The organism is Actinomadura syzygii (genome assembly GCF_008085905.1).
GTDB lineage: Bacteria > Actinomycetota > Actinomycetes > Streptosporangiales > Streptosporangiaceae > Spirillospora > Spirillospora syzygii.
Genome location: NZ_VSFF01000013.1, coordinates 78181 through 104611 on the forward strand (window position 1 = coordinate 78181; position 26431 = coordinate 104611).

At 73.0% G+C, this 26431-nt stretch carries 29 protein-coding genes and 1 riboswitch; of the genes, 13 read left to right on the top strand and 16 right to left on the bottom strand.

Going from position 1 to position 26431, the window contains the following annotated elements; all coding sequences use genetic code 11:
* Nucleotides 1–30: 30 nt before the first annotated feature.
* Together FXF65_RS32310 and FXF65_RS32320 are read right to left on the bottom strand one after the other, a co-directional pair.
* Complete coding sequence (locus FXF65_RS32310; RefSeq protein WP_148353860.1) at nt 31–1089, bottom strand: S1 family peptidase; 1059 nt, start codon at nt 1087–1089, stop codon at nt 31–33.
* 581 nt (nt 1090–1670) lie between these two features.
* On the bottom strand, nt 1671–2411 hold the full coding sequence (locus tag FXF65_RS32320) for a glycoside hydrolase family 25 protein (RefSeq protein WP_187412615.1): 741 nt from the start codon (nt 2409–2411) through the stop codon (nt 1671–1673).
* A 62-nt stretch (nt 2412–2473) separates the two neighbouring features.
* Nucleotides 2474–2613: riboswitch (cyclic di-AMP (ydaO/yuaA leader) on the bottom strand.
* Between the two features lie 266 nt (nt 2614–2879).
* Here FXF65_RS32320 and FXF65_RS32325 point away from each other — a divergent pair.
* On the top strand, nt 2880–3116 hold the full coding sequence (locus FXF65_RS32325; protein WP_222868846.1) for a helix-turn-helix transcriptional regulator: 237 nt from the start codon (nt 2880–2882) through the stop codon (nt 3114–3116).
* Here the strand turns inward: FXF65_RS32325 and FXF65_RS32330 are convergent.
* The 3 genes from FXF65_RS32330 to FXF65_RS45995 all read right to left on the bottom strand — a co-directional run bounded on the left by FXF65_RS32330 (nt 3097) and on the right by FXF65_RS45995 (nt 5180).
* Entirely contained in the window at nt 3097–3732 is a 636-nt protein-coding gene (locus tag FXF65_RS32330; RefSeq protein WP_148353863.1) for a response regulator, read from the bottom strand. The two genes, FXF65_RS32325 and FXF65_RS32330, sit on opposite strands and share 20 nt — an antisense overlap.
* On the bottom strand, nt 3729–4886 hold the full coding sequence (locus tag FXF65_RS32335; RefSeq protein ID WP_246199274.1) for a sensor histidine kinase: 1158 nt from the start codon (nt 4884–4886) through the stop codon (nt 3729–3731). Before FXF65_RS32335 ends, FXF65_RS32330 begins: the two co-directional genes overlap by 4 nt.
* A 168-nt stretch (nt 4887–5054) precedes the next feature.
* Entirely contained in the window at nt 5055–5180 is a 126-nt protein-coding gene (locus tag FXF65_RS45995; RefSeq protein ID WP_281288975.1) for a hypothetical protein, read from the bottom strand.
* A gap of 193 nt (nt 5181–5373) precedes the next feature.
* Here FXF65_RS45995 and FXF65_RS44065 point away from each other — a divergent pair, with 193 nt between their 5' ends.
* From FXF65_RS44065 to FXF65_RS32340, 3 genes are read left to right on the top strand one after another with little or no spacing between them, the layout of a single operon-like run.
* Entirely contained in the window at nt 5374–5517 is a 144-nt protein-coding gene (locus tag FXF65_RS44065) for a hypothetical protein (RefSeq protein ID WP_187412616.1), read from the top strand.
* Nucleotides 5514–5639 carry a hypothetical protein gene (locus FXF65_RS46000; RefSeq protein ID WP_281288976.1) on the top strand — a complete coding sequence of 42 codons (126 nt, stop codon included), beginning with the start codon at nt 5514–5516 and terminating at the stop codon, nt 5637–5639. The genes FXF65_RS44065 and FXF65_RS46000 overlap by 4 nt, the downstream gene beginning before the upstream one ends.
* Nucleotides 5636–6580 (top strand): glycosyltransferase family 9 protein, encoded by a 945-nt coding sequence (locus FXF65_RS32340; protein WP_222868847.1) that lies wholly within the window; start codon nt 5636–5638, stop codon nt 6578–6580. The genes FXF65_RS46000 and FXF65_RS32340 overlap by 4 nt, the downstream gene beginning before the upstream one ends.
* A 101-nt stretch (nt 6581–6681) precedes the next feature.
* On the opposite strand, the gene FXF65_RS32345 is transcribed toward FXF65_RS32340, so the two are convergent.
* The 5 genes from FXF65_RS32345 to FXF65_RS32365 form a co-directional block, all read right to left on the bottom strand.
* Nucleotides 6682–6924: a CDGSH iron-sulfur domain-containing protein gene (locus FXF65_RS32345; protein ID WP_148353864.1), complete on the bottom strand. Its 243-nt coding sequence runs from the start codon at nt 6922–6924 to the stop codon at nt 6682–6684.
* Nucleotides 6899–7588, bottom strand: a complete 690-nt coding sequence (locus tag FXF65_RS32350; RefSeq protein WP_187412649.1) for a HemK2/MTQ2 family protein methyltransferase — start codon at nt 7586–7588, stop codon at nt 6899–6901. The genes FXF65_RS32345 and FXF65_RS32350 overlap by 26 nt, the downstream gene beginning before the upstream one ends.
* Entirely contained in the window at nt 7588–8637 is a 1050-nt protein-coding gene (locus FXF65_RS32355) for an iron-containing redox enzyme family protein (RefSeq protein WP_148353866.1), read from the bottom strand. The genes FXF65_RS32350 and FXF65_RS32355 overlap by 1 nt, the downstream gene beginning before the upstream one ends.
* Nucleotides 8638–8731: 94 nt before the next feature.
* Nucleotides 8732–9754 (bottom strand): Ppx/GppA phosphatase family protein, encoded by a 1023-nt coding sequence (locus FXF65_RS32360; protein ID WP_148353867.1) that lies wholly within the window; start codon nt 9752–9754, stop codon nt 8732–8734.
* A 59-nt stretch (nt 9755–9813) separates the two neighbouring features.
* Nucleotides 9814–10542 (bottom strand): NIPSNAP family protein, encoded by a 729-nt coding sequence (locus FXF65_RS32365; protein ID WP_148353868.1) that lies wholly within the window; start codon nt 10540–10542, stop codon nt 9814–9816.
* A 124-nt stretch (nt 10543–10666) separates the two neighbouring features.
* Here FXF65_RS32365 and FXF65_RS32370 point away from each other — a divergent pair, with 124 nt between their 5' ends.
* Nucleotides 10667–11671 (top strand): helix-turn-helix domain-containing protein, encoded by a 1005-nt coding sequence (locus FXF65_RS32370; RefSeq protein ID WP_148353869.1) that lies wholly within the window; start codon nt 10667–10669, stop codon nt 11669–11671.
* A gap of 23 nt (nt 11672–11694) precedes the next feature.
* Here the strand turns inward: FXF65_RS32370 and FXF65_RS32375 are convergent, their stop codons facing one another.
* The 3 genes from FXF65_RS32375 to FXF65_RS32385 are packed head-to-tail and all read right to left on the bottom strand — an operon-like array spanning nt 11695 to nt 14122.
* Nucleotides 11695–12468, bottom strand: a complete 774-nt coding sequence (locus FXF65_RS32375) for an ABC transporter permease (RefSeq protein ID WP_148353870.1) — start codon at nt 12466–12468, stop codon at nt 11695–11697.
* Nucleotides 12465–13448, bottom strand: coding sequence for an ATP-binding cassette domain-containing protein (locus FXF65_RS32380; protein WP_148353871.1), 984 nt, complete (start codon nt 13446–13448; stop codon nt 12465–12467). The genes FXF65_RS32375 and FXF65_RS32380 overlap by 4 nt, the downstream gene beginning before the upstream one ends.
* Nucleotides 13449–13459: 11 nt before the next feature.
* A complete protein-coding gene (locus FXF65_RS32385; RefSeq protein ID WP_148353872.1) occupies nt 13460–14122 on the bottom strand; it encodes a DUF4097 family beta strand repeat-containing protein in 663 nt (220 codons plus the stop codon).
* Nucleotides 14123–14349: 227 nt separating this feature from the next.
* Here FXF65_RS32385 and FXF65_RS32390 point away from each other — a divergent pair, with 227 nt between their 5' ends.
* A complete protein-coding gene (locus tag FXF65_RS32390) occupies nt 14350–15102 on the top strand; it encodes a GbsR/MarR family transcriptional regulator (RefSeq protein WP_148353873.1) in 753 nt (250 codons plus the stop codon).
* Nucleotides 15103–15136: 34 nt separating this feature from the next.
* On the opposite strand, the gene FXF65_RS32395 is transcribed toward FXF65_RS32390, so the two are convergent.
* Nucleotides 15137–16681: an alpha/beta hydrolase gene (locus tag FXF65_RS32395; RefSeq protein WP_148353874.1), complete on the bottom strand. Its 1545-nt coding sequence runs from the start codon at nt 16679–16681 to the stop codon at nt 15137–15139.
* Nucleotides 16682–16821: 140 nt separating this feature from the next.
* On the opposite strand from FXF65_RS32395, the gene FXF65_RS32400 reads away from it, so the two are divergent.
* From FXF65_RS32400 to FXF65_RS32410, 3 genes are all read left to right on the top strand, one after another.
* A complete protein-coding gene (locus FXF65_RS32400; protein ID WP_148353875.1) occupies nt 16822–17970 on the top strand; it encodes a sensor histidine kinase in 1149 nt (382 codons plus the stop codon).
* Nucleotides 17958–18632 carry a response regulator gene (locus FXF65_RS32405; protein WP_148353876.1) on the top strand — a complete coding sequence of 225 codons (675 nt, stop codon included), beginning with the start codon at nt 17958–17960 and terminating at the stop codon, nt 18630–18632. Before FXF65_RS32400 ends, FXF65_RS32405 begins: the two co-directional genes overlap by 13 nt.
* Nucleotides 18633–18746: 114 nt before the next feature.
* A complete protein-coding gene (locus FXF65_RS32410) occupies nt 18747–19970 on the top strand; it encodes an MBL fold metallo-hydrolase (RefSeq protein WP_222868848.1) in 1224 nt (407 codons plus the stop codon).
* A gap of 51 nt (nt 19971–20021) precedes the next feature.
* On the opposite strand, the gene FXF65_RS32415 is transcribed toward FXF65_RS32410, so the two are convergent.
* Nucleotides 20022–20621, bottom strand: a complete 600-nt coding sequence (locus FXF65_RS32415) for a QsdR family transcriptional regulator (protein WP_148353877.1) — start codon at nt 20619–20621, stop codon at nt 20022–20024.
* A 99-nt stretch (nt 20622–20720) separates the two neighbouring features.
* On the opposite strand from FXF65_RS32415, the gene FXF65_RS32420 reads away from it, so the two are divergent.
* The 4 genes from FXF65_RS32420 to FXF65_RS32435 all read left to right on the top strand — a co-directional run bounded on the left by FXF65_RS32420 (nt 20721) and on the right by FXF65_RS32435 (nt 25358).
* Nucleotides 20721–22184 (top strand): carboxylesterase/lipase family protein, encoded by a 1464-nt coding sequence (locus FXF65_RS32420; RefSeq protein WP_148353878.1) that lies wholly within the window; start codon nt 20721–20723, stop codon nt 22182–22184.
* Complete coding sequence (locus tag FXF65_RS32425) at nt 22181–23008, top strand: enoyl-CoA hydratase (RefSeq protein ID WP_148353879.1); 828 nt, start codon at nt 22181–22183, stop codon at nt 23006–23008. Before FXF65_RS32420 ends, FXF65_RS32425 begins: the two co-directional genes overlap by 4 nt.
* Complete coding sequence (locus FXF65_RS32430) at nt 23001–24413, top strand: AMP-binding protein (protein WP_148353880.1); 1413 nt, start codon at nt 23001–23003, stop codon at nt 24411–24413. The genes FXF65_RS32425 and FXF65_RS32430 overlap by 8 nt, the downstream gene beginning before the upstream one ends.
* 339 nt (nt 24414–24752) lie before the next feature.
* The gene (locus FXF65_RS32435) at nt 24753–25358 is read left to right on the top strand and encodes a three-helix bundle dimerization domain-containing protein (protein ID WP_148353881.1); all 606 of its coding nucleotides are present in this window, start codon (nt 24753–24755) and stop codon (nt 25356–25358) included.
* Nucleotides 25359–25411: 53 nt separating this feature from the next.
* Here FXF65_RS32435 and FXF65_RS32440 read toward each other — a convergent pair whose 3' ends face one another.
* A complete protein-coding gene (locus FXF65_RS32440) occupies nt 25412–26362 on the bottom strand; it encodes a helix-turn-helix domain-containing protein (RefSeq protein WP_148353882.1) in 951 nt (316 codons plus the stop codon).
* Between the last annotated feature and the right edge of the window lie 69 nt (nt 26363–26431).

Here is a 26431-nt window from a genome sequence, read left to right on the forward strand (position 1 = left end):
GGCGTCCCGGCGAGCCGCAGCGGGAAGCCCTCAGTAGATTTCGACGTCGAAGGCGGAGAGGACTCCGTCGAGCGGCTGGATGAAGGACGAGCCGCCGCCGTCGCAGTTCCCGCCGGCGCCGATTCCCAGGCCGACCGCGAAGGGGCCGGAGAGGTAGGGCGTCCCCGGGGTGTCGCCGGACTCCGTGCAGATCGTCGTCTTCACCAGGCCGGTGATCGTCCCTCCGCGCAGACGCACGCTCTGGTTGCGCGCCGTCACGGTGCCGCACTTGATTCCGGTGTCGGGACTGGTGCGGCAGACGCGCTGGCCGACCTCCAGGCCGCGCGCCGCCATGACGTCCTGCGAACCCGATGGCGTCCCGACGCTGCCGGGCCGCTCCACGCGGGGGCTGACATAGCGGACGAGCGCGGTGGAGTTCCTGACCTCGACGACGGTGCCGAGCTCGATGACGAACGTCGGATCGGCGTACAGCTTCAGGCCCACCTCGGCGCAGCCGCCGGAGGTGAGGAAGTAGTAGCTGCCGGACCTGCGCACGTTGAAGCCCAGGGTGCAGCGGGCGCCGCCGCGCGCGAAGATCGTCTCGCCGCCCTCGGGGTCCGGGGCGTTGAGCAGGCCGGGCGGCGGCTCGGGGTCGGGGTCGTGGCCCTTCGGCGGCTCGGGGGTCCCGGGGTCGGGCGGGGTCACGGGGTCGTGGCCCTTGGGGGGATCAGGCTTGGTCACGGGCCCCGGCTTGGGCCTGCCGGGGTCGGGCCTGCCCGGCTTCGCCTTTCCGGGGTCGGACGGCGAGCCGGGGGCGGGGGCCGCCACGACAGGGTCCGGAGCCGCGAGATGGGGGGCGGACGCACGGCCGGGTCCGGACGCGGACGACCGGTGGCCGCCGCGGGCCGGGGCGGCTGCCTCGGCGGCGACGCGACCGGCCGCGGCCTCGTTCAGCGAGTCGGCGTCCGGGGCGGGCGCACGCTTGGGCAGCACGTCGGGGGCGGGAGCCGGGGCGAGGGCGGAGTCGGGAGACTGGGTGATCATGTAGGGAGCGGTGGCGACGAGGACGGCGGTGCCGCCCACGAGCACGATCAGCGGAATGGACCTCACGGGGAGCTCCTGGGGGTGGCGGGGGAGGGGGGTCGGCCCAGGATGACGGTTTCCGGAATTGTGCTGAATGAATGAGGCCCTTTACAAGGGTTGAAACTGCCAACATCTACGCTCGTCCTGTATCAGTTACCAGCCAGTCGGCATGACATCCGGCCTGCCCGGCCGCCCTTCGGTACGAAAATTGTTATCGTCCAATCACTTTTCGTCACCGCGCACACCATTTAAGACCGTTCCATTTTCGACGGTCGACACCTTTCGGTCGCCATCGGCAAGACAACGGACATTTCGGACATCGTCCAGCCCCCGGCGGCGGGCCGGTGGCGCGTTCGCTCCGGGGGCGTGCAGGCTGGGGCGATCCCGATGCCTTCGTCCACCTGGTCGAGACCGGGCTCGTCGTCGCCGGGGTCCTGTTCCTCATCGGCTTCCAGACTGGACGACGCGGCCTGGACGCGCGGGCGTGGCCGAGCGCTGTCGATGGCCCTCATTCAGCTCCCTTGCTACCGGGCCACCAATCGCGTCATCTCGGCCAACGCCCGCCACGTCATCCGCGAGACCTGCGGAGGGATTCCGTAGGACACCGGTCAGCCGGAACTCGGCGCCGAAGGGTCGTAGCCGAGTTGCCGGAGACCGTCCGCGGAAAGCCGGGACACGTTGTGGTCGTGGTCGGTGGACGCGTACTGGTGAATGGCCCACTGCTTCCACGGCGAAGGGGCGGTGACCCGTCCGCGCGCCTTTCCGTAGTGCGCGACCCACAGCGGATACTCGCCCAGGCCCTTGCCGTACTCCTTCGCGAACGACCACGAACTGTAGAAGAGCGGCTTGACGCCGGTCTTCTGCTGAACGCGCTCCAGCCAGCGCTTGGCCCAGTCGTTCACTTCGCTCTTGGAGCGGCCGTCCGTGGTTTCCAAATCGAGGACGAGAAGGTCGCCCGTACGCAGTCCGGCGGACGTCACCGTCTTGAGGTAGTGGTCGGCCTCCCGCACCGGGTCGTTGCCGGGGCGGCCGTAATGGTAAGCGCCCCTGACCAGACCGTTCTCCTGGATCTCCGCCCAGTTGCGGACGAAGGTCGAGTCCTTGTGCTCGACGCCCTCGGTGGCCTTGACGATGCCGAAGGAGAGCTTCTTCTGGCTCCAGTCGAACCCCTTGTCGTGATGCGAGACGTCCACCCCGTAGGGGCGGGACGCGGGAGCCGTCACCGTCTTCTGGGTCTGCGGCATCGGCGCGGCGGCGGCCCTGGCGGGTCGCTCGGCCTCGGGCGCGCTCGCCGTTCCGGCGGTCACGGCCAGCGGGACGGCGACGCCTCCGGCGATCACCGGGACCATCAGCAGCATTCTGCCCCGCCCGCGTTTTCCGATCGTTTTCTGGATGCCCGTTCGCACCGGCGTCCACCTCTCCTTTTCCGCCTGCCGGGTTAGCTGACGGGTTCGGGCCAGGAGACGGCCCTACCGCTGGCGGCCAGCGGATTCACCCCGAAGGAACCTGGGTCCCCGGCTCCCCTTTTCGGGGATTCGGCGTCCGGCCGGATCTCGACCGGTGCAGCGGAGACTAGGCACCGGAAAACTGCGGAGGCAACTCGGAACGGCGAATAAATTATGCGTGAGGCGCGGCCTGCCGACCCGAATTCCCCGGCGGGATAGGGGCTTTCGGCGGGTCGTTCCCATGCGGCGGGTCCGGCGATATCAACCGATCGGTTGACGCAAGCGTCGACCGGACGGCGCGTCGTGTCCCGCCGATCGTCCGATGGGAACCGGACGTCGCACGGCGACCGTGTGAGGAGGAAGGAGGTGCCCGTGCACGAGCCGATCGGGGAGGCGATCCGCCTCAGGCGCCGCGCCCGCGGCCTCACGCAGGCCGGGCTCGCCGAGCGGGCCGGGCTGACGCAGCCGGCGATCTCCCTGCTGGAGTCCGGCTCCCGCGTCCCGTCGCTGCCCGCGCTGGAGCGCGTCGCGGACGTCCTCGGGCTGCGCGTCACCGTCGCCGTCGAGCCCGCGGACCCGCCGGGCCCCCTCAGCCGGGGAGGCGGATGAGGCGGCGCTCGACGGCCGCGGCGACGGCGGCCGTGCGGGTGCCGACGTCGAGCTTGGCGAAGATGTGCACCAGGTGCGTCTTGACGGTGGCCTCGCTGATCAGCAGGCGGCGCGCGATCCGCTGGTTGGACAGGCCCTCGGCCAGCAGTTCGAGGATCTCGATCTCCCTGGGGCTGAGCGCGGGCGCGGGTTCGCGCAGCCGGTCCGCGAGGCGGGTCGCGACCTCCGGCGACAGCGCCGTCTCGCCGCGCGCGGCCGTGCGGACGCCCTGGAACAGCTCGTCCGGCGGGCCCGCCTTGAGCAGGTAGCCCGCCGCGCCGACCGCGATCGCGCGGGAGATGTCGGCGTCGGAGTCGTAGGTGGTGAGGACGAGGACGCGCGGCGGATCCGGGAGCGCGAGGATCCGCCGGGTGGCCTCGACGCCGTCGATCCCCCGGCCGAGCTGGAGGTCCATCAGGACGACGTCGGTCGGGACGAGCCCCACCCGCCGGACCGCCTCCTCCCCGTCCGCCGCCTCGCCGACCACCTCGATGTCCGGCTCACCGCCGAGCAGGGCGCGCAGCCCGGCCCGGACGACGGGATGGTCGTCCACGATCGTCACCCGGACCACGCTCATCCCCGGTCCTCCGAGTTCGATGGTGCCGCCCGGCGCGGGGCCGTGGCGGCGACGACGGTTCCGGTGCCCGGAGCGCTCTCGACCGCGAGGGCGCCGCCGATCTCGGCCATCCGGTCCCGCATCGCGCGGAGCCCGTATCCGCGTCCCGGGGCGGACGCGACGGCGGCGGGATCGAAGCCGGAGCCGTCGTCGGCCACGTCCAGAGACACGGCGTCGTCCAGATAGGTCAGCGTGATCGTCACCGCCGTCGCGGCGGCGTGCTCGCGTGCGTTGGCGACGGCGCCCTGCGCGACGCGGAGCAGCGCCGCCTGCACCTGGACGTCCACGGGGTACTCGTCCCCCACCGTCCGGAACCGTACCCGCGGGCCTCCGGCCTCCGCGCCCGCCAGCTCGGCGAGCGCGGCGGGCAGGGATCCGGACGCCAGCGCGGGCGGGGCCAGCGCTCGGACGAAATGGCGCGCCTCGTCGAGGTTCGCGGCGGCGGCGTCGGCGGCCCGGCGCAGATGGCGGCGGGCCTCCTCCGGCGCGGTGTCCCACTGCCGGTCGGCCGCCTGGAGCAGGATCCCGAGGCTGGTCAGGCCCTGCGCGAGCGTGTCGTGGATCTCGCGGGCCAGCCGCTCGCGCTCCGCCAGCACCCCGGCCGCGCGCTGCGTCTCCGCCAGCTCGCCGCGGGTGCGGACCAGCTCGTCCACGAGCCGCTGCAACTCCAGGAGGATCACGGCCGCCATCCCGGCGACCGCGATCGGGGCGAGCACGAGGCTCGGGTCGAACGGCTCCGCCAGGTAGACGGCCGCGAAGATCACCGCGCCGGTGATCACCACGACGGCGGCGACGGCGGCGCGCGGCGACAGCAGCCGCAGCGCCGCGAAGAACAGCGGGACGGCGCACCAGGCGAAGCTCGGGGCGGCGGCGACCAGGGCGAGCCAGCACACGAGCACGGCGGCGAGCCAGCCGAGGCGGCCGCGGCGGCCGAGCGCGTCCCAGCGGACGGCGCCCAGCGCGTACCCGGCGCCGAGGACCCCGCTCAGCGCGAGCAGCGCGGGCGTCGCGCCGCCCAGCCCGTGCCTGACCGCCAGCCGGGACGCCGACGCGGCGAGCAGCAGGAAGAACCCCGCGTGCATCGCCAGCCGGATGCGCCGCTCCGTTCTGGTCACCCGGGCAGGGTCAGGACGGCGGGGCGGGGATCGGGTGCGCGGCGGGCCACGGGTCGCCGCCGCCGAGGCCGGTCTCCACACCGGGCGGCCATTGCGCGCATCCGCGCCTCCCTTCGGGTCCGGTGCGGGGCTGCTCCCGCGACGTATCCGGGCCAGCGCGGCGAAACGTCAGCGGTCCGGCGGCGAATTCGTCCGCGACGGCGTCGGGAGATCCGTCCCGCGCCGCCGCTCCCGGGTGGTGAGGACGGCGGTCAGGCGCATCGTCCGGCCGGTACCCGGCGTCCTCCACGCCATGCTCGAAAAGTTAAATGTCCCGGTAAATCAACAGATTGGAGGAACTTCGGGCTGCTTCTGTTTAGGTGTCCGGCTCCCGGCAATGGCGAATGACCTACAGAGGATTCGCTCCGGTTCTACGAGGTCGATGCCTACGGCGCTGGCACCGCACAGGTCCTCTCCTCACCGACGTGGCGCGGAAACGGGGCGGCCGGTGACGCCCGCGTGCGACCGCGTCTGGGTGCTGGAGGCGCTCAGCGACGTTGACGCGGCGGTCGTGTTCGAGGTCCCGCCGCCCCTGCTGGAAGGGCGCTCCACCACGCGCCTGCCGTCCAACACGAAGGGAACCGCGTCATGAACGTCCTCATCACCGGCGTCGTCGGGTTCACCCGCGCCCTCGCCGTCGAGACGGCGGGGAAGGTCGCCGTCACGATGCGCGAGATGGTCGTCTGCCCGTCGCGGGAACCGTCGTGGCCGTGAGCCGCAAGAGGGTGCTCGTGCTCCGGGCACTCGGGCTCGGCGACCTGCTGACCGCCGTCCCGGCGTTACGGGCGCTGCGGCGCGGGATGCCCGGCGCGCGGATCACGCTCGGCGCGCCGGCCGTCCTCGGCCCGCTCGCCCGCGAGTCGGGGGCCGTCGACGACATCCTGCCCGCGGTGGGGCTGGAGGTGCCGCTCCCCCGCGCCGTCGGTCCGCTGGACGTCGCCGTCAACCTGCACGGACGGGGCCCGCGGAGCCACCGGCTCCTCGCGGCCCTCGCCCCCGGCGAGCTGCTGGCCTTCGCCTGCCCGGACGCCGGGTACACCGGCGGCCCCGGCTGGGACCCGGACGAGCACGAGGTGGCCCGCTGGTGCGACCTCGTCACGGCGTTCGGGTTCGCCGCCGACCCCGCCGACCTGGACCTGCCCGAGCCCGCGGCGGCGTCGCCCGCGCCCGGCGCGGTCGTCGTCCATCCGGGCGCGGCGTTCGCGGCGCGGCGCTGGCCCGCCGAGCGGTTCGCGGCCGTCGCGGCGGCGCTGCGGGACGGCGGCGAGCGCGTCGTCGTCACCGGCGGCCCCGGCGAGACGGCCCTCGCACGCCGCGTCGTCCGGCTCGCCGGGCTGCCGGAGTCGGCCGACCTGTCGGGCCGCACGCCGCTCCCGGAACTCGCCGCGCTCATCGCGGACGCCCGGCTGGTGGTCTGCGGAGACACCGGCGTCGGGCACCTCGCCACCGCGTACCGCACGCCATCGGTGCTGCTGTTCGGCCCGGTGCCGCCCGGCCACTGGGGCCCGCCCCCGCGCGCCGAGCACCACGTCCTGTGGGCCGGGCGGCACGGCGACCCGCACGGCCGCGCGCCCTTCCCCGGCCTGCTGGAGATCTCCGCGGACGCGGCCATCGACGCCGCCACCAAAGCGCTCGGCGCCGTCACCGGACGCTGAGGGCGTCCAGGAGTTCGCTCACGAGGAGGTCGGGCACGCCCCCGCCATTCGGCCCGGCGAAGCTGAGCATCGGGGGTCGGCTCCCGAAGTTCCGTGTCCGGTCAGTCGGCCGCCGGACGTTCCTTGTCGTCCGGCGCGCCGGAGCGGACGCGGCGGCGGTGGCTCGTGTCGCAGAACGGGAACGCGCGGCTGCGTCGGCACGCGCACAGCGCCACCAGGAAACGGTCGGACGTCACCGTCGAGCCGTCGTCCAGGACGACCTCGACGGGGCCCTCCACCAGCACCGGCCCGCCGGGGACGACCCGCACGCGCGTTCCCTTAGGCCGCTCGGCGTTCGACGTCATGATCCCTTCCCGTCGTCATGATCCTTTCGGCGCGCACGACCACGAGGTCCTCGTGGCCCTGGCCCGCGCTCAGCAGCCCCCGCGCCGCGAGGGCGTCGGCGCGGCCGCGCATCACCGGGCCGAACGGCTCGCGGTGCCGGGCCACGACCGAGGCCCGCATTCCGGCGCGGCGCAGCGCCACCAGGGTCGCCGCCACCCCGTTCAGCGCCGAATGCACGACGAGCAGCGTCCCGGACGGCGCCAAGTGCTGCGGTGCGGCCCTGCAGATGCGGTCCAGGAGCATCCGGCCGCCGTCGCCCGCCTCCCACGCGCGGGCGAGGCCCTTCGTCGTCATCGGGTCGGCGTCGCCCGGCACGTAGGGAGGGTTGGCGACGATCACGTCGAAGACCTCCCCGGCGACCGGCGCGAACAGGTCGCCGCGCAGCACCCGCACGCGCAGGCCCCGCACCATCGCGTTGAGCCGCGCCGTGAGCACCGCCCGCGCGGACACGTCCACCGCGACCACCTCGCAGCCGACCTGGGCGGCGGCGACCGCGACCGCGCCCGTCCCGGTCCCCAGTTCCAGCACTCGCGCGCCCGGGTGGACGCCCGTGCCGCGCAACGCCTCCGCGAGCAGCCGCGTGTCGGACTGCGGGCGGTACACCCCCGGCGGGCGGAGCAGCATCACCGGCCCACCGTCCCCGGAAGGGGGCGGCGCAGCGACGTGCGGTCCGCCCGCCAGCAGCCCAGGAGGTGGCCGGCGAGACGGTCCTCCAGCAGGTTCGTGGCGCGGATCCCGAGGACGACGTCGGGCGCGAGGTCCGGCTCGTCGGCCAGCAGGCCGCCGATCACGTCGTACCGCAGCACCTGCTCGTGGACGGCGTCCGCCTCGATGTGCTCGGTGTAGAAGCGGAGCGCGCGGGGGCCGCCGCCGAGGCGCTCCAGGGCCCGCGCCATCCGCCGCGCGGACGGCGCCGTGGTGATCTCCGCGGCGGCGAAGTGGCCGACCAGCGCGCCGCGCAGCGACCGCCGCAGGCCGAACATCGACATCATGTTCACCGTGGCCAGCGTCACCGCCGGGGCCGCGTCCACGTAGCCGCCGTAGGAGGCGTCGAGGCCGAGGTCGTCCAGGAGGTCGGCGTACAGGCCCTGGTGGATCATCTCCGGACGGCCGCCGCCGAACTCGTCGTGCTGGACCGCCACCAGCGCCGTCTTGGCCCGGCCCCGGAGGCGCGGGACGACCCAGGCGTGCGGGTCGGCCTCCTTCAGGTGGTACACCGAGCGGTGCGCGGCGTGCTCCAGCAGGTGCCACCGCTCCCCTTCGTCCTGGAGATGATGGGTGACGCCGTGCCCGTCGACGGGCTCGACCAGGAGTTCGTCGAGCGCGCCGTCCACGTCGGAAGGGTCGCGGAGGTCGGCGTCGCGGCGCAGGGCGTCCAGGAACACCGCCTCCATCGCGCCGCGCAGGCGCAGCAGGTCCGGGTCCCATTCCCGGTCGGGGTCCACGCCCGCGAACCCTCGGTAGTGCAGCTCGAAACAGGTGTGGAGGGCGAGTTGCAGATCCTCCCCGTAGGGGTCGGCCGACGCGACGGCCCCGAGGGCGTCGGACGGGCCCGGCGGCCCGCCGGTCAGGGTCTCCACGACGGCCCGCGACAGCGGGCCCCGCGCTCCGGGCGGCACCGGAACCGCCGCTCGCGCGGCGGGCCCCCGGGTCGCGGCCTGCTGAACGGTCATCGTCTCCTCCGTCGGCTTGACACTCGGTTGCGCTACCCGCTCACCTGCGTCCCATACGCCCCGATACGACGGAGTTGTCCGTTCAACAGTCCGGTCAGCCGGTGAGGACGGGCACCGGGCGCCGCGCGGTGGCGGGGACGGCCTGGGTGAGCCGCGCGGTCTCGTCGTCCGCCGCCGCCGGATCGGTCATCGCCTGGAGGCGCCGCACGATCAGGCCCTCGCGGATCGCCCACGGGCAGATGTCGACCCGGTCGACCTCCAGGGTCGTCATCAGCGCCTCGGCCACGATCGCACCGGCCAGGATCTGCGCCGCCCGGGGCCGGGACACCCCGCGCAGCTTCGCGCGGGACGCCGCGCGCTTCCCCGCCAGGACGGGGATCTGCTCGCGGAGGCGGTCCACGTCCAGCACGCGCCGCGTGTACGGGCCCGCCTTGCGCTTGGGCGCCCCGGTCAGCCTGGCCAGTTGGGTGAACGTCTTGGACGTCGCCACCGCCCGCACCGGACGCTCCCCCTCCAGCCCCGGCCGCACCTGGGCGGACGTCTCAGCCAGCCGCTCGTACACCTGGCGGCGCAGCCTGCGCACGTGCTTGCGGGACGGCGGGTCCCCCGGCAGGTGCGCGCGGGTGAGCCGGCCCGCGCCGAGCGGCAGCGACAGCGCGAGCGCCGGTTCCTGGCCGTCGCCGTGGGCGATCTCCAGCGACCCGCCGCCGATGTCGGCGAGCAGCAGCCGTCCCGCCGACCAGCCGTACCAGGCGCGGGCGGCGAGGAACGTCAGCCGCGCCTCGTCCCGGCCGGCCAGGAAGCCGAGCCGCACGCCGGTCGCCGCCGCGACGCGGGCGACGATCTCCTCCTGGTTGGCGGCGTCCCGCACCGCCGACGTCGCGAACGAGACGAGCTCCTCGACGCCGTGCGCGGCGGCGGCGCGCACGGCCTCCCCGACCGACGCGACCAGCCGGTCGACCGCCGCCTTCTCCACCGCCCCCTCGGGGTCGATCGCCTCGGCCAGCCGGGTCGGGTGCTTGACCGTCGTCACGGAGCCCGGCGGTGCGCCGACGGCGAGGTCCACCACCTTGAGATGAGCGGAGTTGGATCCCACGTCGAGCACACCGATTCGCATGCCGACCCTTTACCCGATCATGGCGCGTTCATTGGTGCCCGTTTTGCGGGACGCCCCGGTCATCGCAGCGCCGAACGCCAGGTCGGGACGAGGCGCAACCGTTCCAAAGGCGCCGCGGAACCCCGGTCGAGCGCGGGCAGGATTTGGTCGGACCATTTCGGTGAGCGCGCCAAGAGGTCGAGATGGGCGCGCCGGTCGGCGGCGGACTCGAAGAGGGAGAACCAGACGAAGACGTTCTCCCCCGTCCGCACCGGAAGGCGCGGGAACGTGTTCTCGGACGCCTCGGTCTGAAATCGCGCGATGGGCGCCGCTCCCATCTCCGTCAGGAACGGAACGACCTCGGCGTCGAAGAACGCGCTGAACGCGGCGTCGACGGGCGCGCCCCGATAAAGGATCGTCGCCGAGGCCCGCGCCCCGGGACGCGCGGCACCGACCGGCGGACGCGGCTCCGTCGCGGGAAACCCGGAGCCCTCGGCGACCGGGCGCAGCAGCAGGACGTCGCTCGAGTCGACCATCGTGGCGCGGGCGGCGGCGCCGTGCTCCCGCCACACGTCGCCTTCGAGGTAGAAGGCGGTGAGCGCCGCCTTCCGCGCCTCCATGTCGCGGAAACCGCGCAGCCACACGTAGCGGTTCGGGTCGTCCTCGTCGTGGAACTGCCCGATAACGCGCATCCCGACGGCTTCCTGCGACTCGACGAACTCCCGATCGAACAACTCGGTCAGAATGTCGCGCCCGCCCGGCACCAAGGTGTATCGCCGAAGCTCAACGACCGCCCAGTCGTCTGACATCGTCACTCCTTGCGCGGGTGGTTCGTGGACGTTCCCAAACCTGGCAGCGCGGTCGTTGCGGCGGCGAGTGGCATACTTGCCGATATCCGCACGTTTTCGGCCACTTCCGCCCCGGGAGGCGTCCATGGCCACGGTCGCCCTCGCGCTGCTGGACGGGATGCCGCTGTACGAGGTCGGCATCGCCTGCCAGGTGTTCGGTGTGGACCGCAGCGAGCTGACCGGGCCCAAGGGCGGAAGCGGGTGGTATGAGCTGCGGCTCTGCGCGGCCGAGCCCGGCGACGTGGGGTTCGAGTTCGGGTTCGGCGTGCCTGCCGAGCACGGGTTCGACGCGCTGGCGGAGGCCGAGATGGTGGTCGTCCCGGCCCTGCCGATGGAGTACGTCGAGTCGGAGCTGGTGGTGCCGTCCGGGCTGACCGACGCGCTCGTGCGCGCCCACCGCGCGGGCGCACGGATCGTGTCGCTGTGCACGGGCGCGTTCGCGCTGGCCGCGGCCGGGCTTCTCGACGGGCGTCCGGCGGCGACCCACTGGATGTGGGCCGAGACGCTGCGCCGCCGCCACCCGGAGGTGCGGGTGGACGCCTCAGTCCTCTACATCGACGACGGGGACGTGCTGAGCAGCGCCGGACGCACCGCCGGTCTCGACCTGTGCCTGCACATCGTCCGCCGCGACTTCGGAGCCGAGGTCGCGAACCAGGTCGCGCGGCGGATGGTGGTGCCCGCGCACCGGCCCGGCGGGCAGGCCCAGTACGTGGAGGCCGCCGTCCCGCGCACGGACGCGGAGGGGCTCGGGCCCGTCCTGCAATGGGCCGCCGCGCGTCTCGACGAGCCGCTGACCGTCACCGACCTCGTCCGGCAAGCCCAGATGAGTTCGCGGACGTTCGCGCGCCGCTTCGCGGCCCATACCGGGACGAGCCCGTCGCGGTGGCTGCTCGACCAGCGGCTCGGGCGCGTCCGCCTCCTGCTGGAATCCACCGACCTGCCGATCGACCAGATCAGCGGGCAGAGCGGCCTCGGTTCCGCCGCGAACCTGCGCCGCCATTTCACCCGGCATGTAGGCGTCACGCCGACCGACTACCGGCGCGCGTTCCGCACCCGAAACGGCCAAGGGCCGCCAGACCGGGTGGTCTGACGGCCCTTCCGGCCGGTTCACGGTCACGCTTTGTTGTAGGTGTGCTTGGCCCAGAGGTAGGAGACGACGCCGATTCCCGCGCACCACGCGATGGCGATGACGGCGTTGTTGCCGATGGGGCTTCCGAGCAGAAGGCCCCGGACGGTCTGCATGATGGGCGTGAACGGCTGGTATTCGGCGAACCAGCGCAGGACGGTCGGCATCGAGTCCGTGGGAACGAATCCGCTGCCGAGAAACGGGAGAAACACGAGGGGCATCGGCGCGTTGCTCGCCGCCTCCGGCGTCGGCGACTTCAGGCCGAGCGCGACCGACAGCCAAGTGATGGCCACGACGAACAGGGTGAGCAGCCCGGCGGCGGCCAGCCATTCGAGCACGGTGGCATTGGGACGGAAACCGACCGCCAGGGCCACTCCGATGACGACGGCCATGCCGACGAGCTGCTGAATGACGCTCGCGACCACATGTCCCGTGAGAACGGACGCCCGGGAAATCCGCATGGTGCGGAAGCGGGCGATGATGCCCTCCGTCATGTCGGTGGCGACCATGACCGCCGTTCCGGTCGCGGCCATGGTCGCGGCCATGAGCAGGATGCCGGGGACGACGTAGTCGACGTAGGTGTCGCGCCCGCCGCCGATGCCCGCGCCGAGCGTGCCGCCGAAGACGTAGACGAACAGGAGCAGGAGGATCACCGGCGTGATGACGAGCTGCACCGTCATGGACGGGTAGCGGATCAGGCGCTTGAGCTGGCGCCGGACCATCGTGGACGAGTCGCGGGCCGCGAGACCGAGGGCGCTCATCGGGAGACCTCCGCTTTCTGATCCGTGTTCTGGCCGGGGTCGCGGCCGGTGAGGGTGAGGAAGACGTCGTCGAGGTCGGGCGTGTGGACGCTGAGGTCGGACGGTTCGACGCCCGCCGCGTCCAGCCGGGCGAGCAGTTCGCGCAGGGACGCGACGCCGCCGTCCGACGGGACCTGCAAGGTGAGCCGGTCGTCGTCGGACGGGTCCACGAAGCCGCGGCCGAGGGCGTCGAGCGCGTCCTTGAGCGCGTCGTCGTCGGTGAACCGCAGGGACACGTGGCCGCCGGGGATGAGCCGCTTGAGCTCGTCGGCGGTGCCCTCGGCGATCAGCCGTCCGTGGTCGAGGAGGGCGATGTGGTCGGCGAGGCGGTCGGCCTCGTCCAGGTACTGGGTGGTCAGGAAGACGGTGACGCCGCCCGCGACCAGTTCCCGGACGATGCCCCACATGGTGCGGCGGCTGCGCGGGTCGAGGCCGGTGGTCGGCTCGTCCAGGAAGATCAGGCGCGGGTCGCCGACCAGGGTCATCGCCAGGTCGAGGCGGCGCCGCATGCCGCCCGAGTAGGTTCCGGCGGGCTTGCGGGCCGCGTCGACCAGGTCGAACCGCTCCAGCATCTCGGCGGCCCTGCGCCTACCGTCGCGGCGGGACAGGTGCCTGAGGTCGGCCATGAGGAGCAGGTTCTCCTCGCCGGTGAGCAGCTTGTCGACGGCCGAGTACTGCCCGGTGACGCCGATCGCGCCGCGCACGTCGTCCGCCTGGCGGGCCAGGTCGAACCCGGCGACCCGGACCTCTCCGGCGTCCGCGCGGAGCAGGGTGGACAGGATCTGGACGGTGGTCGTCTTGCCCGCGCCGTTCGGCCCGAGCAGGGAGAAGATCGTCGCCTCGGGGACGGCCAGGTCGACGCCGTCGAGCACGACCTTGTCGCCGTCCTTGCCGGGGAACGACTTGCGCAGCCCGTTCGCCGCGATGGCCAGGTTCGTCACGGTTCTGCTCCTCAGAGGCTGCGGGCGGTGATGTCGCCGTGGGAGGTGGTGGCGCGGATGTCGAGCGCGGGCGCGCCGTCGTTCTTGAGGGCGTTGTCGATGCGGCCGTAGGCGGTGCCCGCGTCCAGGACGGCCGAGACCCCGGCGGCGGCGCCGACCGAGATGTCGCCGGACTGGGTGCGCAGCACGACCTTGCCGCCCGCGGCCTCGGTGATCCTGATGTCGCCGCGCATGGTGCTGATGTCGGCCGAGCCGTTCAGGCGTCCGACCTCGACGTCGCCGTCCGTCGCGGTGAGGTGGACGCCCGCCGCCTCGTCGATCTTGATGTGCCGGTAGGCGCCGTCGAAGACGACGTCGCCGAGGCGTCCGACGGCCCGGAGTTCGGCTCCGGCGGTCGCCGCCTTGACGTGGGATCCGGCGGGCAGCTTGACCGTCACCTCGACGGACCCGGCCGGGCCGAGCGCCCGGCCGCCGGTCGCGGCCTTGATCCGCAGGACGCCGTCGCCGAAGTCGACCGCGACCTGCTCCGCGGCCCGCACGTCCCGCCCCTTGGCGGCGTTCGCGGGACGGACCTCGACCGCTGTGTCACCTCGGTCGGCGGCGATGAGCCGGACCCGTCCCGCCGGGATCTCGACGACGGTGGAGATCGGGTCGGGGGTGTCGAACCGTCGCATCGCGCACTCCTTGCACTCGTGGTTTCCAACGATGGAAACGCTACGTTGCATTCCAAATCACTGCAAGAAGTACGTTGCATGAGAGTCATGTTTACACAGGTAAGAAGCTTGAAAGTGTTGCAACAGCCTTCAAGATTAACGCAACAACACCCGCCCCCTCATTGCAATGGCAAGCCGGTGAACGCTATGGTGGAGGCGTCCACGGACCGCCACGGAGGGGGATCGCGATGCCGGGAGGCAGGCTCACCCAGCAGGACCGCCGGCAGATCGCGGCGGGGCTGGCCGACGGCCTCCCCTACGCCGAGATCGCCCGGGGGCTCGACCGTCCGACCTCGACCGTGACGCGCGAGGTGATGCGCAACGGCGGGCCCACCGGCTACCGCGCCGACCTGGCCCACCACGCCACCGAGCGCCGCGCCCACCGGCGCAGGCGGGCCGTGCCGCGGGCGGAGGCGGCGGAGCGGGCCGACGGACGCGACGCCGAGGCCGTGCGCGAGTACACCGACCGGCTGACCACCGTCTTCATGACGTCCGGCCTGCCGAAGATGATGGCCAGGGTGCTGGCCTGCCTCTACACCACCGACTCGGGGAGCCTCACCGCGTCCGAGCTGGCGGAGCGGCTGCGGGTCAGCCCGGCGTCCATCTCCAAGGCGATCACGTTCCTGGAGAACCTGGAGCTCGTCCGCCGCCGGCGCGACGAGCGGCGCCGCGACCGCTACGTCGTGGACGACGACCTGTGGTACCAGTCGATGATCCGCAGCGCCCGCTCCAACGACGAGTTCGCCGACGCCGCGCGCCAGGGCGTCGACGTGCTCGGGCCCGGCACCCCGGCCGCCGCCCGCCTGGAGAACGCCGCCCGCTTCCTCGACTTCGTCACCGAGAGCCTCTTCCGCGCCGCCGAGCAGGCCCGCGAAGTCCTCTACGCCCCGCCCGAGACCTTGACCTGCCGCTCGGATTCGACAAAGCCGAGCGACCGGTAAAGGGCGATCGCCGGGCCTTCCGGCTCGGCGACGATCACGAGCGTCCGCGCTCCCCCGGCCACCGCGTCCCGGCGTGGCAGGTCGGGTCGGTCGCCGGGAGGACGCCGGTGGCCAGGTAGGCGTTGACCTCGGCGTCCACGCAGGCGTTGCCGTATTCGCCGTAGATGCCGTGGGCGGTGACGCCGCGCAGGGTGAGCAGGCGGGAGCCGGTCAGCGCGCGGTGCATGGCCTGGCTGCCCTCGTAGGTCGTGGCGGCGTCGCCGGTCGCGGACACGATCAGCGCCGGAGTCGCGTTGCCGACGCGCGTCGGGGCCTCGCGCGGGTCGTTCGGCCAGAACGCGCACGGCCAGATGTTGTTCTTGAGCGGGCCGAAGAGGGGGTGCAGCGCGCGGCTGCGCTGGACGTCGTCCCAGTAGGCGTCCGGGTCTCGCGGCGCGGCCCGGTCGCCGCAGGTGATCGCCGCGGCCGGGCTCACGAGCGGGGAACCCTCACTGGTCAGGACGAACGCCAGGAACCCGTCGAGTTCCGGGCCGGGGTCGGCCTTACGGCGGTGCGCCGCCTCGTTCAGCGTCCGGACGGTGGACGCGAACTCCGCGCGCCCCGCCGGACGGTCGTCCCCCGACCCGACCGAGAGCAGATACGGGACGGCCTGATCGTCCACCTCGTACCGCCCGACGCGCAGCGGACGCTCCTCCGCCGCAGCGACGATCCCGTCCACGGTCGCGAGCACCCGGGCGGGCGTGGCGCCGAGCCCGTAGGTTCCGTGGCGTTCGGCGGCCCACGCCGCCCAGCCGCGCAGCGCGCGTTCCGCCTCGTCCTCGGTGCCGCGCAGCGCCCGCGCGCCCCACGCCTCCGGGTCTCCCGCGCTGTCCAGGACGACCCGGTCGGTACGGCCGGGGAACATCTGCGCGTAGACCGCGCCCAGGTAACTCCCGTAGGAGTAGCCGAGGAACGAGATCCGCCGCTCCCCCAGCACGCGCCGCACGAAGTCGATGTCGCGGGCGGTGTCGCGTGTGTTGGCGTACGGGAGCACGTCGGCGTGGCGGCGGGCGCAGCGCTCAGCCAGATCGCGCTGCACCGCCACCTGGTGGTCGAACCGGGCGCGGGTCGAGCCCGCCGAGCGGAGCCACATGCCGATGGGCCAGCCGCAGTCGAGCGGCGTGCTGCGTCCGACGAAGCGCGGGTCGAGGCCGACGAGGTCGTAGCGGCGGGCGACGTCCTTCATGGCCGCGCGGACGTCCAGGGGCATGCCGAGCGTGGGTTCGCCGGGGCCGCCGTTGTTGAGGACCAGGGTCCCGATCCGATGGGCGCGGTCCTTGGCGCGGATGCGGGACAGCGCAAGCTTGATCGTGCGTCCGCCCGGCTTGGAGTGGTCGAGCGGGACGGCGACCTCCGCGCACCGCGCGCCCGCCTTGTCGAGCTTGCGGCCGAGCGTGTCGCCGGGCCCCTGGGCGCAGCGCTTCCAGTGCGGCGGCGGAGGCGGGGCGCCGTCGGCCTCGCTCAGCGGCGCGACGGCGGCGGACAGCGCGATCAGGGCGGCGACCGGCACCAGCCGGGTCAGCAGGAGTCTCGGTTTCATGGCCGAGGACGCTATGCGCGTTGGACGTCCCGTCCGATACAGCCAACCGCAGGCGCCGTCCTACAGCCCGCTGTAGTGCGCCGCGGGAACCGGCGGCGGACAATGATCTCCAAACCGCCGTCGCCAGGGAGGGGGCGCGCATGCGCGATCGGGCGTTCCGCGGCTCGGCCTACCTGCTGGGCACGCTGGTCACCACCGTGGCCACGGTGCTCGCGCTGCCGGTGCTGCTCGCGCCGCCGGTGGCGCGGGCCTGGGCGGACTGGCACCGGCAACGGGCCGCCAGACTTCTCGGCGTCCCCGCCGAGGGCCGGACGCACCGGAATCTCGCCTGGACGTTCGCGCACGTCGCCGCCGGGTTCCCGCTCGGCCTCGCCGCCCTGACGTGCCTGGGCAACATCCTGGTCGCCGTGGTGGCGATGACGTCGTGGTGGGCGTTCCCCGCCGACGCGCGCCCCACCCTGTTCTCGGTCGTCGACGTCCACGTGGACGGGTGGACGACCGCGCTGGTCGCGGGCTCCGCGCAGCTCGCCGTCCTCGGCGCGGCGGCGTGGTGGGCGCTCCCGGCGCTGGCGCGGCTGCACGCGCGGCTGTGCCTGGCGGTGCTCGCGCCCTCGGCCCGCGACCGGCTGACCGAACGGGTCGACTCGCTGACCAGGAGCCGGGTCGGGGTCGTCGACGCCCACGGCGCGGAGCTCCAGCGGATCGAACGCGACCTCCACGACGGGACGCAGGCGCGCCTCGTGGCCATCGCCATGCAGTTGGGCATCGCCCGTGAGGCGCTCGCGGGCGACCCGGACACGGTCGCGACGCTGATCGGGCAGGCGCACGACACGGCGGAGGAGGCGATGGCCGAACTGCGCGCCGTGCTCCGGACGATCTACCCTCCGATCCTCGCCGACCGAGGGCTGGACGGCGCGCTGACCGCCCTCGCGGCCCGGTCGGGCGTGCCGGTCCGCGTCGAGCGCGCCGGGCTGGACGCGCTCCCGGCGACCGTGGAGGCGGTGGCCTACTACGTGATCGCCGAAGCGCTGACGAACGTGGCCAAGCACGCCGCCGCCACCCGCGCGGACGTCCGGGTCGAGCGGGCGGGCGACGTCCTGTCCATCGATGTCACCGATGACGGGAAGGGCGGGGCCGACGAGGCGCGCGGCACCGGGATCACCGGGATCCGGCGGCGGGTCGCCGCCCTGGACGGCTCCGTCCGGCTCGACAGCCCGCCGGGCGGTCCCACCACGCTCGCCGTCCGTGTAGCGATCGTTCCGGAGGCTGCGGCGCCGTGCGAGTCGTGATCGCGGAGGACAACGTCCTGCTGTCCAGCGGGCTGGAGCTGCTGCTCGCGTCGAAGGGCTGCGAGGTGGCGGCGGTCGTCCGGGACGGCCCGGCGTTCCTCGCCGCCGTCGCCGCGCACCGTCCCGACATCGCCATCGTGGACGTGCGGCTGCCGCCGACGTTCCGCGACGAGGGGATCCACGCGGCGCTGCGCGCCCGCCGCGAGCACGGCGCGCTGCCGATCCTCGTGCTGTCGCAGTACGTCGAGCGCGAGTACGCGGGCGAGCTGCTGTCCGACGGGCGCGGCGGCATCGGCTACCTGCTCAAGGACCGCATCGGACGGGTGGCCGAGTTCGTCGACGCGCTGCGCCGCGTCGCGTCCGGCGGCACCGCGATGGACCCCGAGGTGATCGCCCAGCTCCTCGCGCGGCCCGGCGAGCCGCTCGACGCCCTCACGGCCCGCGAGCGGGAGTCCCTCGCACTGATGGCGCAGGGCCACGACAACGCCACCATCGCCGAGCGGATGCGCATCTCCGACAACGCCGTCCACAAGCACGTCGGCAACATCTTCGCCAAGCTCGGCCTCGCCCCGGACGACTCCGGCCACCGCCGCGTCCGGGCGGTCCTCGCCTACCTGGACGGCACGCGGGAGGTCTTGCCAGCGCGCCCCGATCGGCCGTAGGGTCACGCCAATCTCTGTAGTGAACGCTACAGAGATTCACGCCCCTCGCCGGTCGTCGGCGACCGTCTCGCCGCATGCCTCTGGCCACCCCCAGCGAAGGAAGGTCGTCCCACCATGTGCGAAGAGTCCGGAGAAGAATTCCGCGCAGAGGCCCATGAGGAGTCGTGCGGGGAGCCCCGCTCGCGGCTGTCCCGCAGGGGGCTGCTGCGCTCGGCCGGAGTGGCGGCCGGGGCGATGACCGTGTCCGGCGTCCTGTCCGGCACCGCGTCGGCGGCGGCGCCGTCCGCCGCGCCGGCCGCCAAGGGGTACGGGACGCGGCTCGTCCTGCTCGGCACCGCCGGAGGGCCCATCTGGTGGAAGGGATCGGACCGGGACGGCGTGTCCTCGGCGCTCGTCGTCGGCGACGCCATCTACCTGGTCGACTGCGGGAACTCCTCCGTCCACAACTTCCGGGACGCGGGCCTGCTCGGGCCCGGCGACGGCAAGAACGACCTCGGCGAGCTGCGCGCCGTGTTCCTCACCCACCTGCACTCCGACCACGTCGCCGACTATCCGGGCCTGCTGCTCTACGGCATCTGCGGCGGCGGGCTAGGCCGGGACGACCGGCCCGTCCAGGTGTTCGGGCCGGGGCGGCGCGGGGCCCTCCCGGCGGTGTTCCCGGCCGCCCGGCCCACGCCCGAGCCGGTGAACCCGGCCGCGCCGACGCCCGGCACCGTCGACATGACCGCGTCCCTGGTCGCCGCGTTCGCCACCGACTTCAACGACCGGCTCTTCGACACCGGGTCCCCGGCGATCACCGCCCGGGTGAGGGCCCACGACATCGCGCTGCCGGGCGGCGCCGCGCCCGGCCGCAAGATCCCGCGCCTGAACCGGCCCATCCCCGTCTACGAGGACGACCGGGTGCGCGTGACGGCGACGCTCGTCGACCACGGGCAGATGTTCCCCGCGTTCGGCTTCCGGTTCGACACCGACGACGGCTCGGTGGTGTTCTCCGGCGACACCACGGTCTCGGACAACCTGATCGACCTCGCCGGGGGCTGCGACGTCCTCGTCCACGAGGTGATCGACCAGGCGTGGGTGGAGCAGAGCATCGCGGCGCTGCCCGTCCCGCAGGAGACCAAGGACGGCTACATCAACCACATGATCGGCTCCCACACCACCATCGAGCAGGTCGGGAAGGTGGCGCGGCGGGCGGGGGCGGGCAAGCTGGTCCTGAACCACTTCTCGCCCGGCCACCTCCCGGACGGACGGTGGCGCCGCGCGGGCCGCGACTTCGCGGGGCAGGTCGTTCCCGGACGCGACCTCATGCAGATCGGCGTCGGACGCAAGAAGCACTGACCGGCGGTTTCGGGCGCGCGGCCGGCGGGAGGCGGGCCGCGCGCTCGGGCGTCAGGGGCGGGGCGGGGGAAGCAGGGCGGCCAGGACGCGGGCGGCGGCGTCGGGGTCGGCGGGTTCGCCGGTGATGGTCGGCAGGTAGTGGAACGACTCGGTGACGCGCAGGACGGTGTAGGCGAGATCGTCCAACGGCAGCGGCGTGGAGACGCGCCCGTCCTCCAGGTCTTCGGCGACCTTCTCGCGGATCAGGTCGAGGAGCCTCGGCTGGAAGCCGTGCGACTTGAGGGTCAGCAGCCGCATCGCGAGATCGTTCTCCTGCTCCAGGAACCTGCGGGCGCCGGGCTGGTCCCAGATGGCGCGCAGCAGGCGGACCATCAGCTCGGGCACGCGCGGGCCCGGCTCGGACGCGAGGCGTTCCCACTCGTCCCGCAGGGTACGTTCCGTCAACGACCAGATGACCTCGACCAGGAGCTGCTCCCTCGTCCCCACCCAGCGGTAGAGGGTGACGCGGCTGACGCCCAGCTCCGCCGCCAGGGACTGGACGTCGAGCCGCCGTCCGGCGAGGAAGTCGGCGCGGGCCCGCCGGAAGGCGTCCAGGGCGGTCGGCCTGCCCTTCCGGCCCGCCAGCTGACGTTGCAGCGGGGTCTGTTCCATAGATGAAACCTCCTCATTGGACGTTACACCTTGACAACGGGTCGAAGGCCACCCCAATGTATGAAACATAAGCACTCGATGTTTCATGGAGGTGACATCATGGCTTATCTGCTGCAAACCAAGCAGGGTGCGCTGCGCGGGCGCGACAACGGCGGGATCACCGCCTACCTGGGCGTTCCCTACGCCAAGCCGCCGTCCGGCGAGCGTCGCTTCGGCCCGCCCGAGCCCGCCGAGCCGTGGGGCGGCGTCCGGGACGCGACCGCGTTCGGGCCGACCGCGCCCAAGGACGACTACATCCCGATGTACGTCCCGCTGTTCCCCGAAGTGGACATCGAGGGCGACGACTACCTCAACCTCAACATCTGGACGCCGGGCGGAGGCGGCCTCCCGGTCCTCGTGTGGATCCACGGCGGCGCGTTCACCAACGGGTCGAACTCGGTCCCCGAATACGACGGGACGGCGTTCGCCCGCGACGGCGTCGTGTTCGTCGGCGTCAACTACCGGCTCGGCGCCGAAGGGTTCGCCTACCTGGACGGAGCCCCCGCGAACCGCGGCCTGCTCGACCAGATCGCCGCGCTCCAGTGGGTGCAGGACAACATCGCCGCGTTCGGCGGCGACCCCGGACGGGTGACCGTCGCGGGCGAGTCGGCGGGCGCGTGGTGCGTGCAGACGCTGCTGTCCATGCCGCGCGCCAAGGGGCTCTTCCAGCGGGCCATCGCGCAGAGCGGCGGGGCCCAGCACGTCCTGACGCCGGAGACGGGACGGCTCGTCGCCGCCGACCTCGCGCTGCGGGTGAACGCCGAGCCGACCCGCGAGTCGTTCGCCCGGCTGTCCCCGGCGACGATCGCGCGGGGGGTCCGCGCGGTCGTCGAGGAGGTGCAGACGGCCCCCGACCCCGACAAGTGGGGCGACCTCGCGCTCTCCGCGCAGCCGTTCGCGCCGACCGTCGACGGCGACGTCCTGCCCGGCCCGCCGCTGGACGGGTCCGACCCGGAGGTCGCGCTGCTGACCGGCACCACCGCCGACGAGGCCCGGCTGATCCTCGTCGCGTCCGGGGCGATCGACGCGATCGACGAGGACACGCTGTACGCGTCCGCCGCCGCCTACGGCCTGGACGCCGACCGCGCGCTCGCCGTCTACCGGGCGAACCGGCCTGACGCGCGGCCCGGCGACCTGCTGTCGGCCGTCGTCTCCGACTGGTACTTCCGCGTCCCGGTCGTCCGGTCCGCCGAGGCGCGCGCCCAGGAACGCGGAAGGAGCAACACCTGGATCTACCGGTTCGACTGGGCGGCCCCGGAGCTCGGCTCCGGGCACGGCGTCGACATCCCGTTCGCGTTCGACACGCTGGACGCGCCCGGCCTCGAAGCGCGGATCGGACCGGAGCCGCCGCAGTCCGTCGCGGACGCCTTCCACGCCGTCTGGGTCGCCTTCGTGACGACCGGCGACCCGGGCTGGGCGCCCTACGAGCCGTCCGCCCGCACGGTCGGCCTGATCACCGACACCGTCACCGCGGTCGACGACCCGGCCGGGGCCGAGCGCGTCCTGTGGGAGGGGCGCCGATGAGCTCCGTCCGGTACGAGACGCCGCTGCCGAAGGTCGCCCGGATCGTCCTGGACCGGCCCGAGCGCCGCAACGCGCAGGACACCGGCCTGCTCTACGAGCTGAACGACGCCTTCGACCGCGCCGCGCACGACGACGGCATCGCCGTCATCGTGCTCGCGGCGGAGGGGCCGCACTTCTCGTCCGGCCACGACCTGCGCGAGGAGGACCCCTTCGGGGCGCTGGACGGCCACCGGACGGTCGGCACCGCGTCCGGTTTCACGCGACCGGGCGCGGAGGGGCTCATGGCCCGCGAGGAGGAGGTGTTCCTCGGGTTCTCCGAACGGTGGCGCGACATCCCCAAGCCGACGATCGCCGAGGTCCAGGGAAAGGTGATCGCGGGCGGGCTGATGCTGGTGTGGCCGTGCGACCTCATCGTCGCCTCCGAGGACGCGGAGTTCATCGACAACGTCGTCGCGATGGGCGTGAACGCCGTCGAGTTCTTCAACCACCCGTACGAGTTCGGCGTCCGGAAGGCCAAGGAGCTGCTGTTCACGTCGGGCGCGCTCACCGCCCGCGAGGCCGAGCGGATCGGCATGGTCAACCGGGTCGTGCCGCGCGACCGGCTCACCGAGACGGCCCTCGAGCTGGCCGCGCGGATCGCCGAGCAGCCGTCGTTCGCGCTGAAGCTCGCCAAGCGGTCGGTCAACGCGGCGCAGGACGCGCAGGGCAGGCCGGACGCGATCCGGCACGCGTTCGCGCTGCACCAGCTCGCGCACAGCCACAACGCGCAGGTGCACGGCTTCATCGTCGAACCCGACTTCATGAAGCGGTTCACCCGTGGGTGAGGGCGGCGTGGTCCCGCTCGGGCAGATCCTCACCGACCTCGCGCTGGCCGACCCGGACCGGCCGATCGTGACCTGCGGGAACGAGACCGCGACCCGCGCCGGGCTGGAGGCCAGGGCCAACCGGCTGGCGCGCACCTACCGGAGCCGGGGCGTCGGGCCGGGCGACTTCGTCACGGTCGGGCTGCCCAACGGGATCGGCTTCTACGCGGTGGTGTTCGCGCTGTGGAAGCTCGGCGCCGTCCCGCAACTGATCTCCCCGCGGCTGCCGGACGCGGAACGGGCGGCGATCATCGACCTGGCGAAGCCCGTCCTCGTCGTCACCGAGGAGGCCCCGGACCCCGGCCTCAGCGACGCCTACGTCGAGCCGCGCGTCGGGCCGTCGTGGAAGGCGCCGACGTCGGGCGGCAGCACCGGGCGGCCCAAGCTGATCGTCTCCGGCCAGCGCGGCGAGCTCGACCCGGCGGCGACCGCGTCGCTGCTCAGCCAGCGGGACGGCGGCGTCCAGCTCGTCCCGGGACCGCTGTACCACAACGCCCCGTTCAACTTCTCCATGTACGGGCTGTTCGCGGGCCAGCATCTGGTCGTGCTGGAGAAGTTCCACCCGGTCTCCGTGCTGGAGGCCGTCCAGAAGCACCGCGTCGACTGGGTGAGCCTCGTCCCGACGATGATGCTGCGGGTGCTGCGCGAGTTGGAGAAGGGCGGCTCGTGGGACCTCGGCTCCCTCGAACAGGTCTGGCACGGCGCCGCGCCCTGTCCCGCCTGGCTGAAGGAGACGTGGTTCGACCTGGTGGGCGCGGCGAACGTCCACGAGATGTACGGCACCACCGAGGGCCAGATGATGACCCACATCGACGGCGTCGAATGGCTCGCGCACCGGGGCTCGGTCGGACGCCCGCTCTGGGGCGAGGTGAAGATCCTCGGCCCCGACCTCGCCGAACTCCCCGCGGGCGAACTCGGCGAGGTCTACACCCGGCCCGGCCCGGACACGCCGCCCTACCGCTACGTGGGCGCGGAGCCCCGGCGGGCGGGCGAGTGGGAGTCCGTGGGCGACCTCGGCCGGCTGGACGCCGACGGCTACCTCTACCTCAGCGACCGCCGCACCGACCTCATCATCACCGGCGGCGCCAACGTCTACCCCGCGGAGGTCGAGGCGGCGATCAGCGAGCATCCGTCCGTGCTCGACTGCGCCGTCGTCGGCCTCCTCGACGAGGACCTCGGCCGCCGCGTCCACGCCGTGGTGCAGGCCGCCGTCCCCCTCACCGCGGACGACCTGCGCGCCTTCCTCGCGGAACGCCTCGTCCGGTACAAGATCCCCCGCACCTTCCGCTTCACCGACCGCCCACCCCGCGACGACGCCGGAAAACTCCGCCGCACCGCCCTGACCGAACACGAGGCGTCCTACTGAACCCCCCGCCGAACCGGCGGCCGACCGATCACCTCGACGTACACGATCCGTCCGTGACCTCCATTGGGTAGACCATAACTGGATTTATGGGCGGGGCGGTCGAGTGAAACAAGTACGGTTTTGCTACGTTTGGGAATCGGGTGCCGTTCGTCGTGGCCGTTGTCGGCCTCTTAGGTGATGGGTTTGGCGGGGAGCCGACGAGAAAACGGCGGCTTGGCAACCATTCTGGTAACGATTTCGCGGCGCGGGTACTGATCATGCTGGTCAAGGCAGGATCCTGCGGGTATGGGCGGGACCGGTGGTCTGGGGATCTGTCCGACCGACTGCGTGGTGGAGCAGTTGAGCGGGTGGCCGGCGCTGAGGTTGTGCAGAGCCGATTGCGGTTTCGGCAGGGCGTTCGCTTGCGGGGGCGATCAGATCCTGCACCTGCACGGCCGTGATCTGGCCGAGCTGTATCTGACCTGGCCGCTCATCTGGCGGATGCGGCGGCCCCTCATGGACTGCGCGTCCGTGCGGATCCGGCCCGGCAGCGGCTGGGTGCGGATCTGGCTGGGCGGCGACGACGACATCGCGTTACTCATTTCCCTGGTGAGCGTCGCCATCAAGGCCGACCTGGCGACGATCGACACCGTCCAGCCGCGGGTGGGCGCGTGCTCGCTGGGGTATTCGCACCTCGCCGAGCAGTTCATGCCCCAGCCGCCGCCCGGTCGAGGGGGCCTGTCGATGACCCCGTCCGGGAATCCGATAGAGCGCGAAGAGCACGTCATGCGCGAGGTGACCGACCGCCTGCTGCGCAGTTTCGCCGGTCGGCGGCGTCCCGAACAGGTGACGCAGGCCGTCGACGCGATCTACCGCCGCTTCGACAACCGGCCCATTCGGGATTTCGTCCCGGTGCTGGTCGAGCGGCTCGCCCGCGAACAACTCGTCCCCGACCCGCCCGGCTGACGCCGAGCCGGAATAGCTGCCGTTTCCGCACGGCCACCGGATGTGCGTGGTTTTTAGCGGGGACGGGCGTGGAATGCGCGGCGGTAGGCGCCGGGGGTCGTGCCCAGGGCGCGGATAAAGCGCCTGCGGAGGTTGGTGGACGAGGAAAGCCCGACCCGCTGCGCGACGGCGTCCAGCGGAAGGTCGGAGGATTCCAGCAGTTCCCGGGCGGCGGAAAGGCGCTGGGCGAGCAGCCGTTGTCCCGGGCCGACGCCGAGTTGGTCGGTGAATCGGCGGGCGAGGGTGCGCGCGGAGACGCCCGCGTGCGCGGCCATGTCCTGGACGCTGATGGGTTCGGCCAGCCGTCCGGTGACCCATTCCAGCAATGGCGCGAGCGAACCGTCGATCTGGACGGGACGGGCCGGCGCCGCGTACTGCAGTTGCCCGCCTTCGCGGTGCGGCGGCATGACCATGCTCCGCGCCACGTGCGCGGCATAACCGGCGCCCTGGTCGGCGCGCACCAGATGCAGGCAAAGGTCGATGCCCGCACCGGCGCCGGCGCTCGTGGCGACGTCCCCGTGGTTGACGTAAAGGACGTCGGGGTCGACCTGGATGGACGGAAAGCGCTCGGCCAGTTCCCGCGTCCGCGCCCAATGCGTGGTGGCCCGCCGTCCTTCCAGAAGGCCCGCGTGCGCCAGCGCGAACGCGCCGGTGCAGATGCTGACGACCCGCGCGCCGCGCTCGTGCGCGTCCCACAGGGCCCGGACGACCGCGCGCGACGGCACCTCGTCGACGGGCGTCCAGCCGGGGACGACCACCGTGTCCGCGCGGCCCAGTGCCTCCAACCCGTCCTCGACCAGCATGGAGTACCCGGCGCGCGTGCTGACCTGGCCGGGCCGCTCCGCGCACACGCCGAAGCCGTAGCGGACGGGCAGCGCCGGCCACTGCGCGCCGAACACCTGGGCCGCGCAGCCGAGCTCGAAGGTCAGCTGCTGCGGCCGGACGAGCGCCACCACACGATGCATGGCAGGAAAGTACCCCAAGACGTCATTCCTGACACTGGGGACGGGGGTGGACGCTCGGGCAGCCTGGCC

Bases quoted from the DNA above. Each gene is read 5' to 3' on its own strand.
- FXF65_RS32400 (WP_148353875.1), top strand. From the start codon at position 16,822: ATGCGCGATCGGGCGTTCCGCGGCTCGGCCTACCTGCTGGGCACGCTG.
- FXF65_RS46000 (WP_281288976.1), top strand. From the start codon at position 5,514: ATGAACGTCCTCATCACCGGCGTCGTCGGGTTCACCCGCGCCCTCGCC.
- FXF65_RS45995 (WP_281288975.1), bottom strand. From the start codon at position 5,180: ATGGCGTGGAGGACGCCGGGTACCGGCCGGACGATGCGCCTGACCGCC.
- FXF65_RS32365 (WP_148353868.1), bottom strand. From the start codon at position 10,542: ATGTCAGACGACTGGGCGGTCGTTGAGCTTCGGCGATACACCTTGGTG.
- FXF65_RS32360 (WP_148353867.1), bottom strand. From the start codon at position 9,754: ATGCGAATCGGTGTGCTCGACGTGGGATCCAACTCCGCTCATCTCAAG.
- FXF65_RS32425 (WP_148353879.1), top strand. From the start codon at position 22,181: ATGAGCTCCGTCCGGTACGAGACGCCGCTGCCGAAGGTCGCCCGGATC.
- FXF65_RS32415 (WP_148353877.1), bottom strand. From the start codon at position 20,621: ATGGAACAGACCCCGCTGCAACGTCAGCTGGCGGGCCGGAAGGGCAGG.
- FXF65_RS32355 (WP_148353866.1), bottom strand. From the start codon at position 8,637: ATGACCGTTCAGCAGGCCGCGACCCGGGGGCCCGCCGCGCGAGCGGCG.
- FXF65_RS32375 (WP_148353870.1), bottom strand. From the start codon at position 12,468: ATGAGCGCCCTCGGTCTCGCGGCCCGCGACTCGTCCACGATGGTCCGG.
- FXF65_RS32410 (WP_222868848.1), top strand. From the start codon at position 18,747: ATGTGCGAAGAGTCCGGAGAAGAATTCCGCGCAGAGGCCCATGAGGAG.
- FXF65_RS32370 (WP_148353869.1), top strand. From the start codon at position 10,667: ATGGCCACGGTCGCCCTCGCGCTGCTGGACGGGATGCCGCTGTACGAG.
- FXF65_RS32330 (WP_148353863.1), bottom strand. From the start codon at position 3,732: ATGAGCGTGGTCCGGGTGACGATCGTGGACGACCATCCCGTCGTCCGG.
- FXF65_RS32320 (WP_187412615.1), bottom strand. From the start codon at position 2,411: ATGGTCCCGGTGATCGCCGGAGGCGTCGCCGTCCCGCTGGCCGTGACC.
- FXF65_RS32345 (WP_148353864.1), bottom strand. From the start codon at position 6,924: ATGACGTCGAACGCCGAGCGGCCTAAGGGAACGCGCGTGCGGGTCGTC.
- FXF65_RS32390 (WP_148353873.1), top strand. From the start codon at position 14,350: ATGCCGGGAGGCAGGCTCACCCAGCAGGACCGCCGGCAGATCGCGGCG.
- FXF65_RS32420 (WP_148353878.1), top strand. From the start codon at position 20,721: ATGGCTTATCTGCTGCAAACCAAGCAGGGTGCGCTGCGCGGGCGCGAC.
- FXF65_RS32440 (WP_148353882.1), bottom strand. From the start codon at position 26,362: ATGCATCGTGTGGTGGCGCTCGTCCGGCCGCAGCAGCTGACCTTCGAG.
- FXF65_RS32395 (WP_148353874.1), bottom strand. From the start codon at position 16,681: ATGAAACCGAGACTCCTGCTGACCCGGCTGGTGCCGGTCGCCGCCCTG.
- FXF65_RS32350 (WP_187412649.1), bottom strand. From the start codon at position 7,588: ATGCTGCTCCGCCCGCCGGGGGTGTACCGCCCGCAGTCCGACACGCGG.
- FXF65_RS32385 (WP_148353872.1), bottom strand. From the start codon at position 14,122: ATGCGACGGTTCGACACCCCCGACCCGATCTCCACCGTCGTCGAGATC.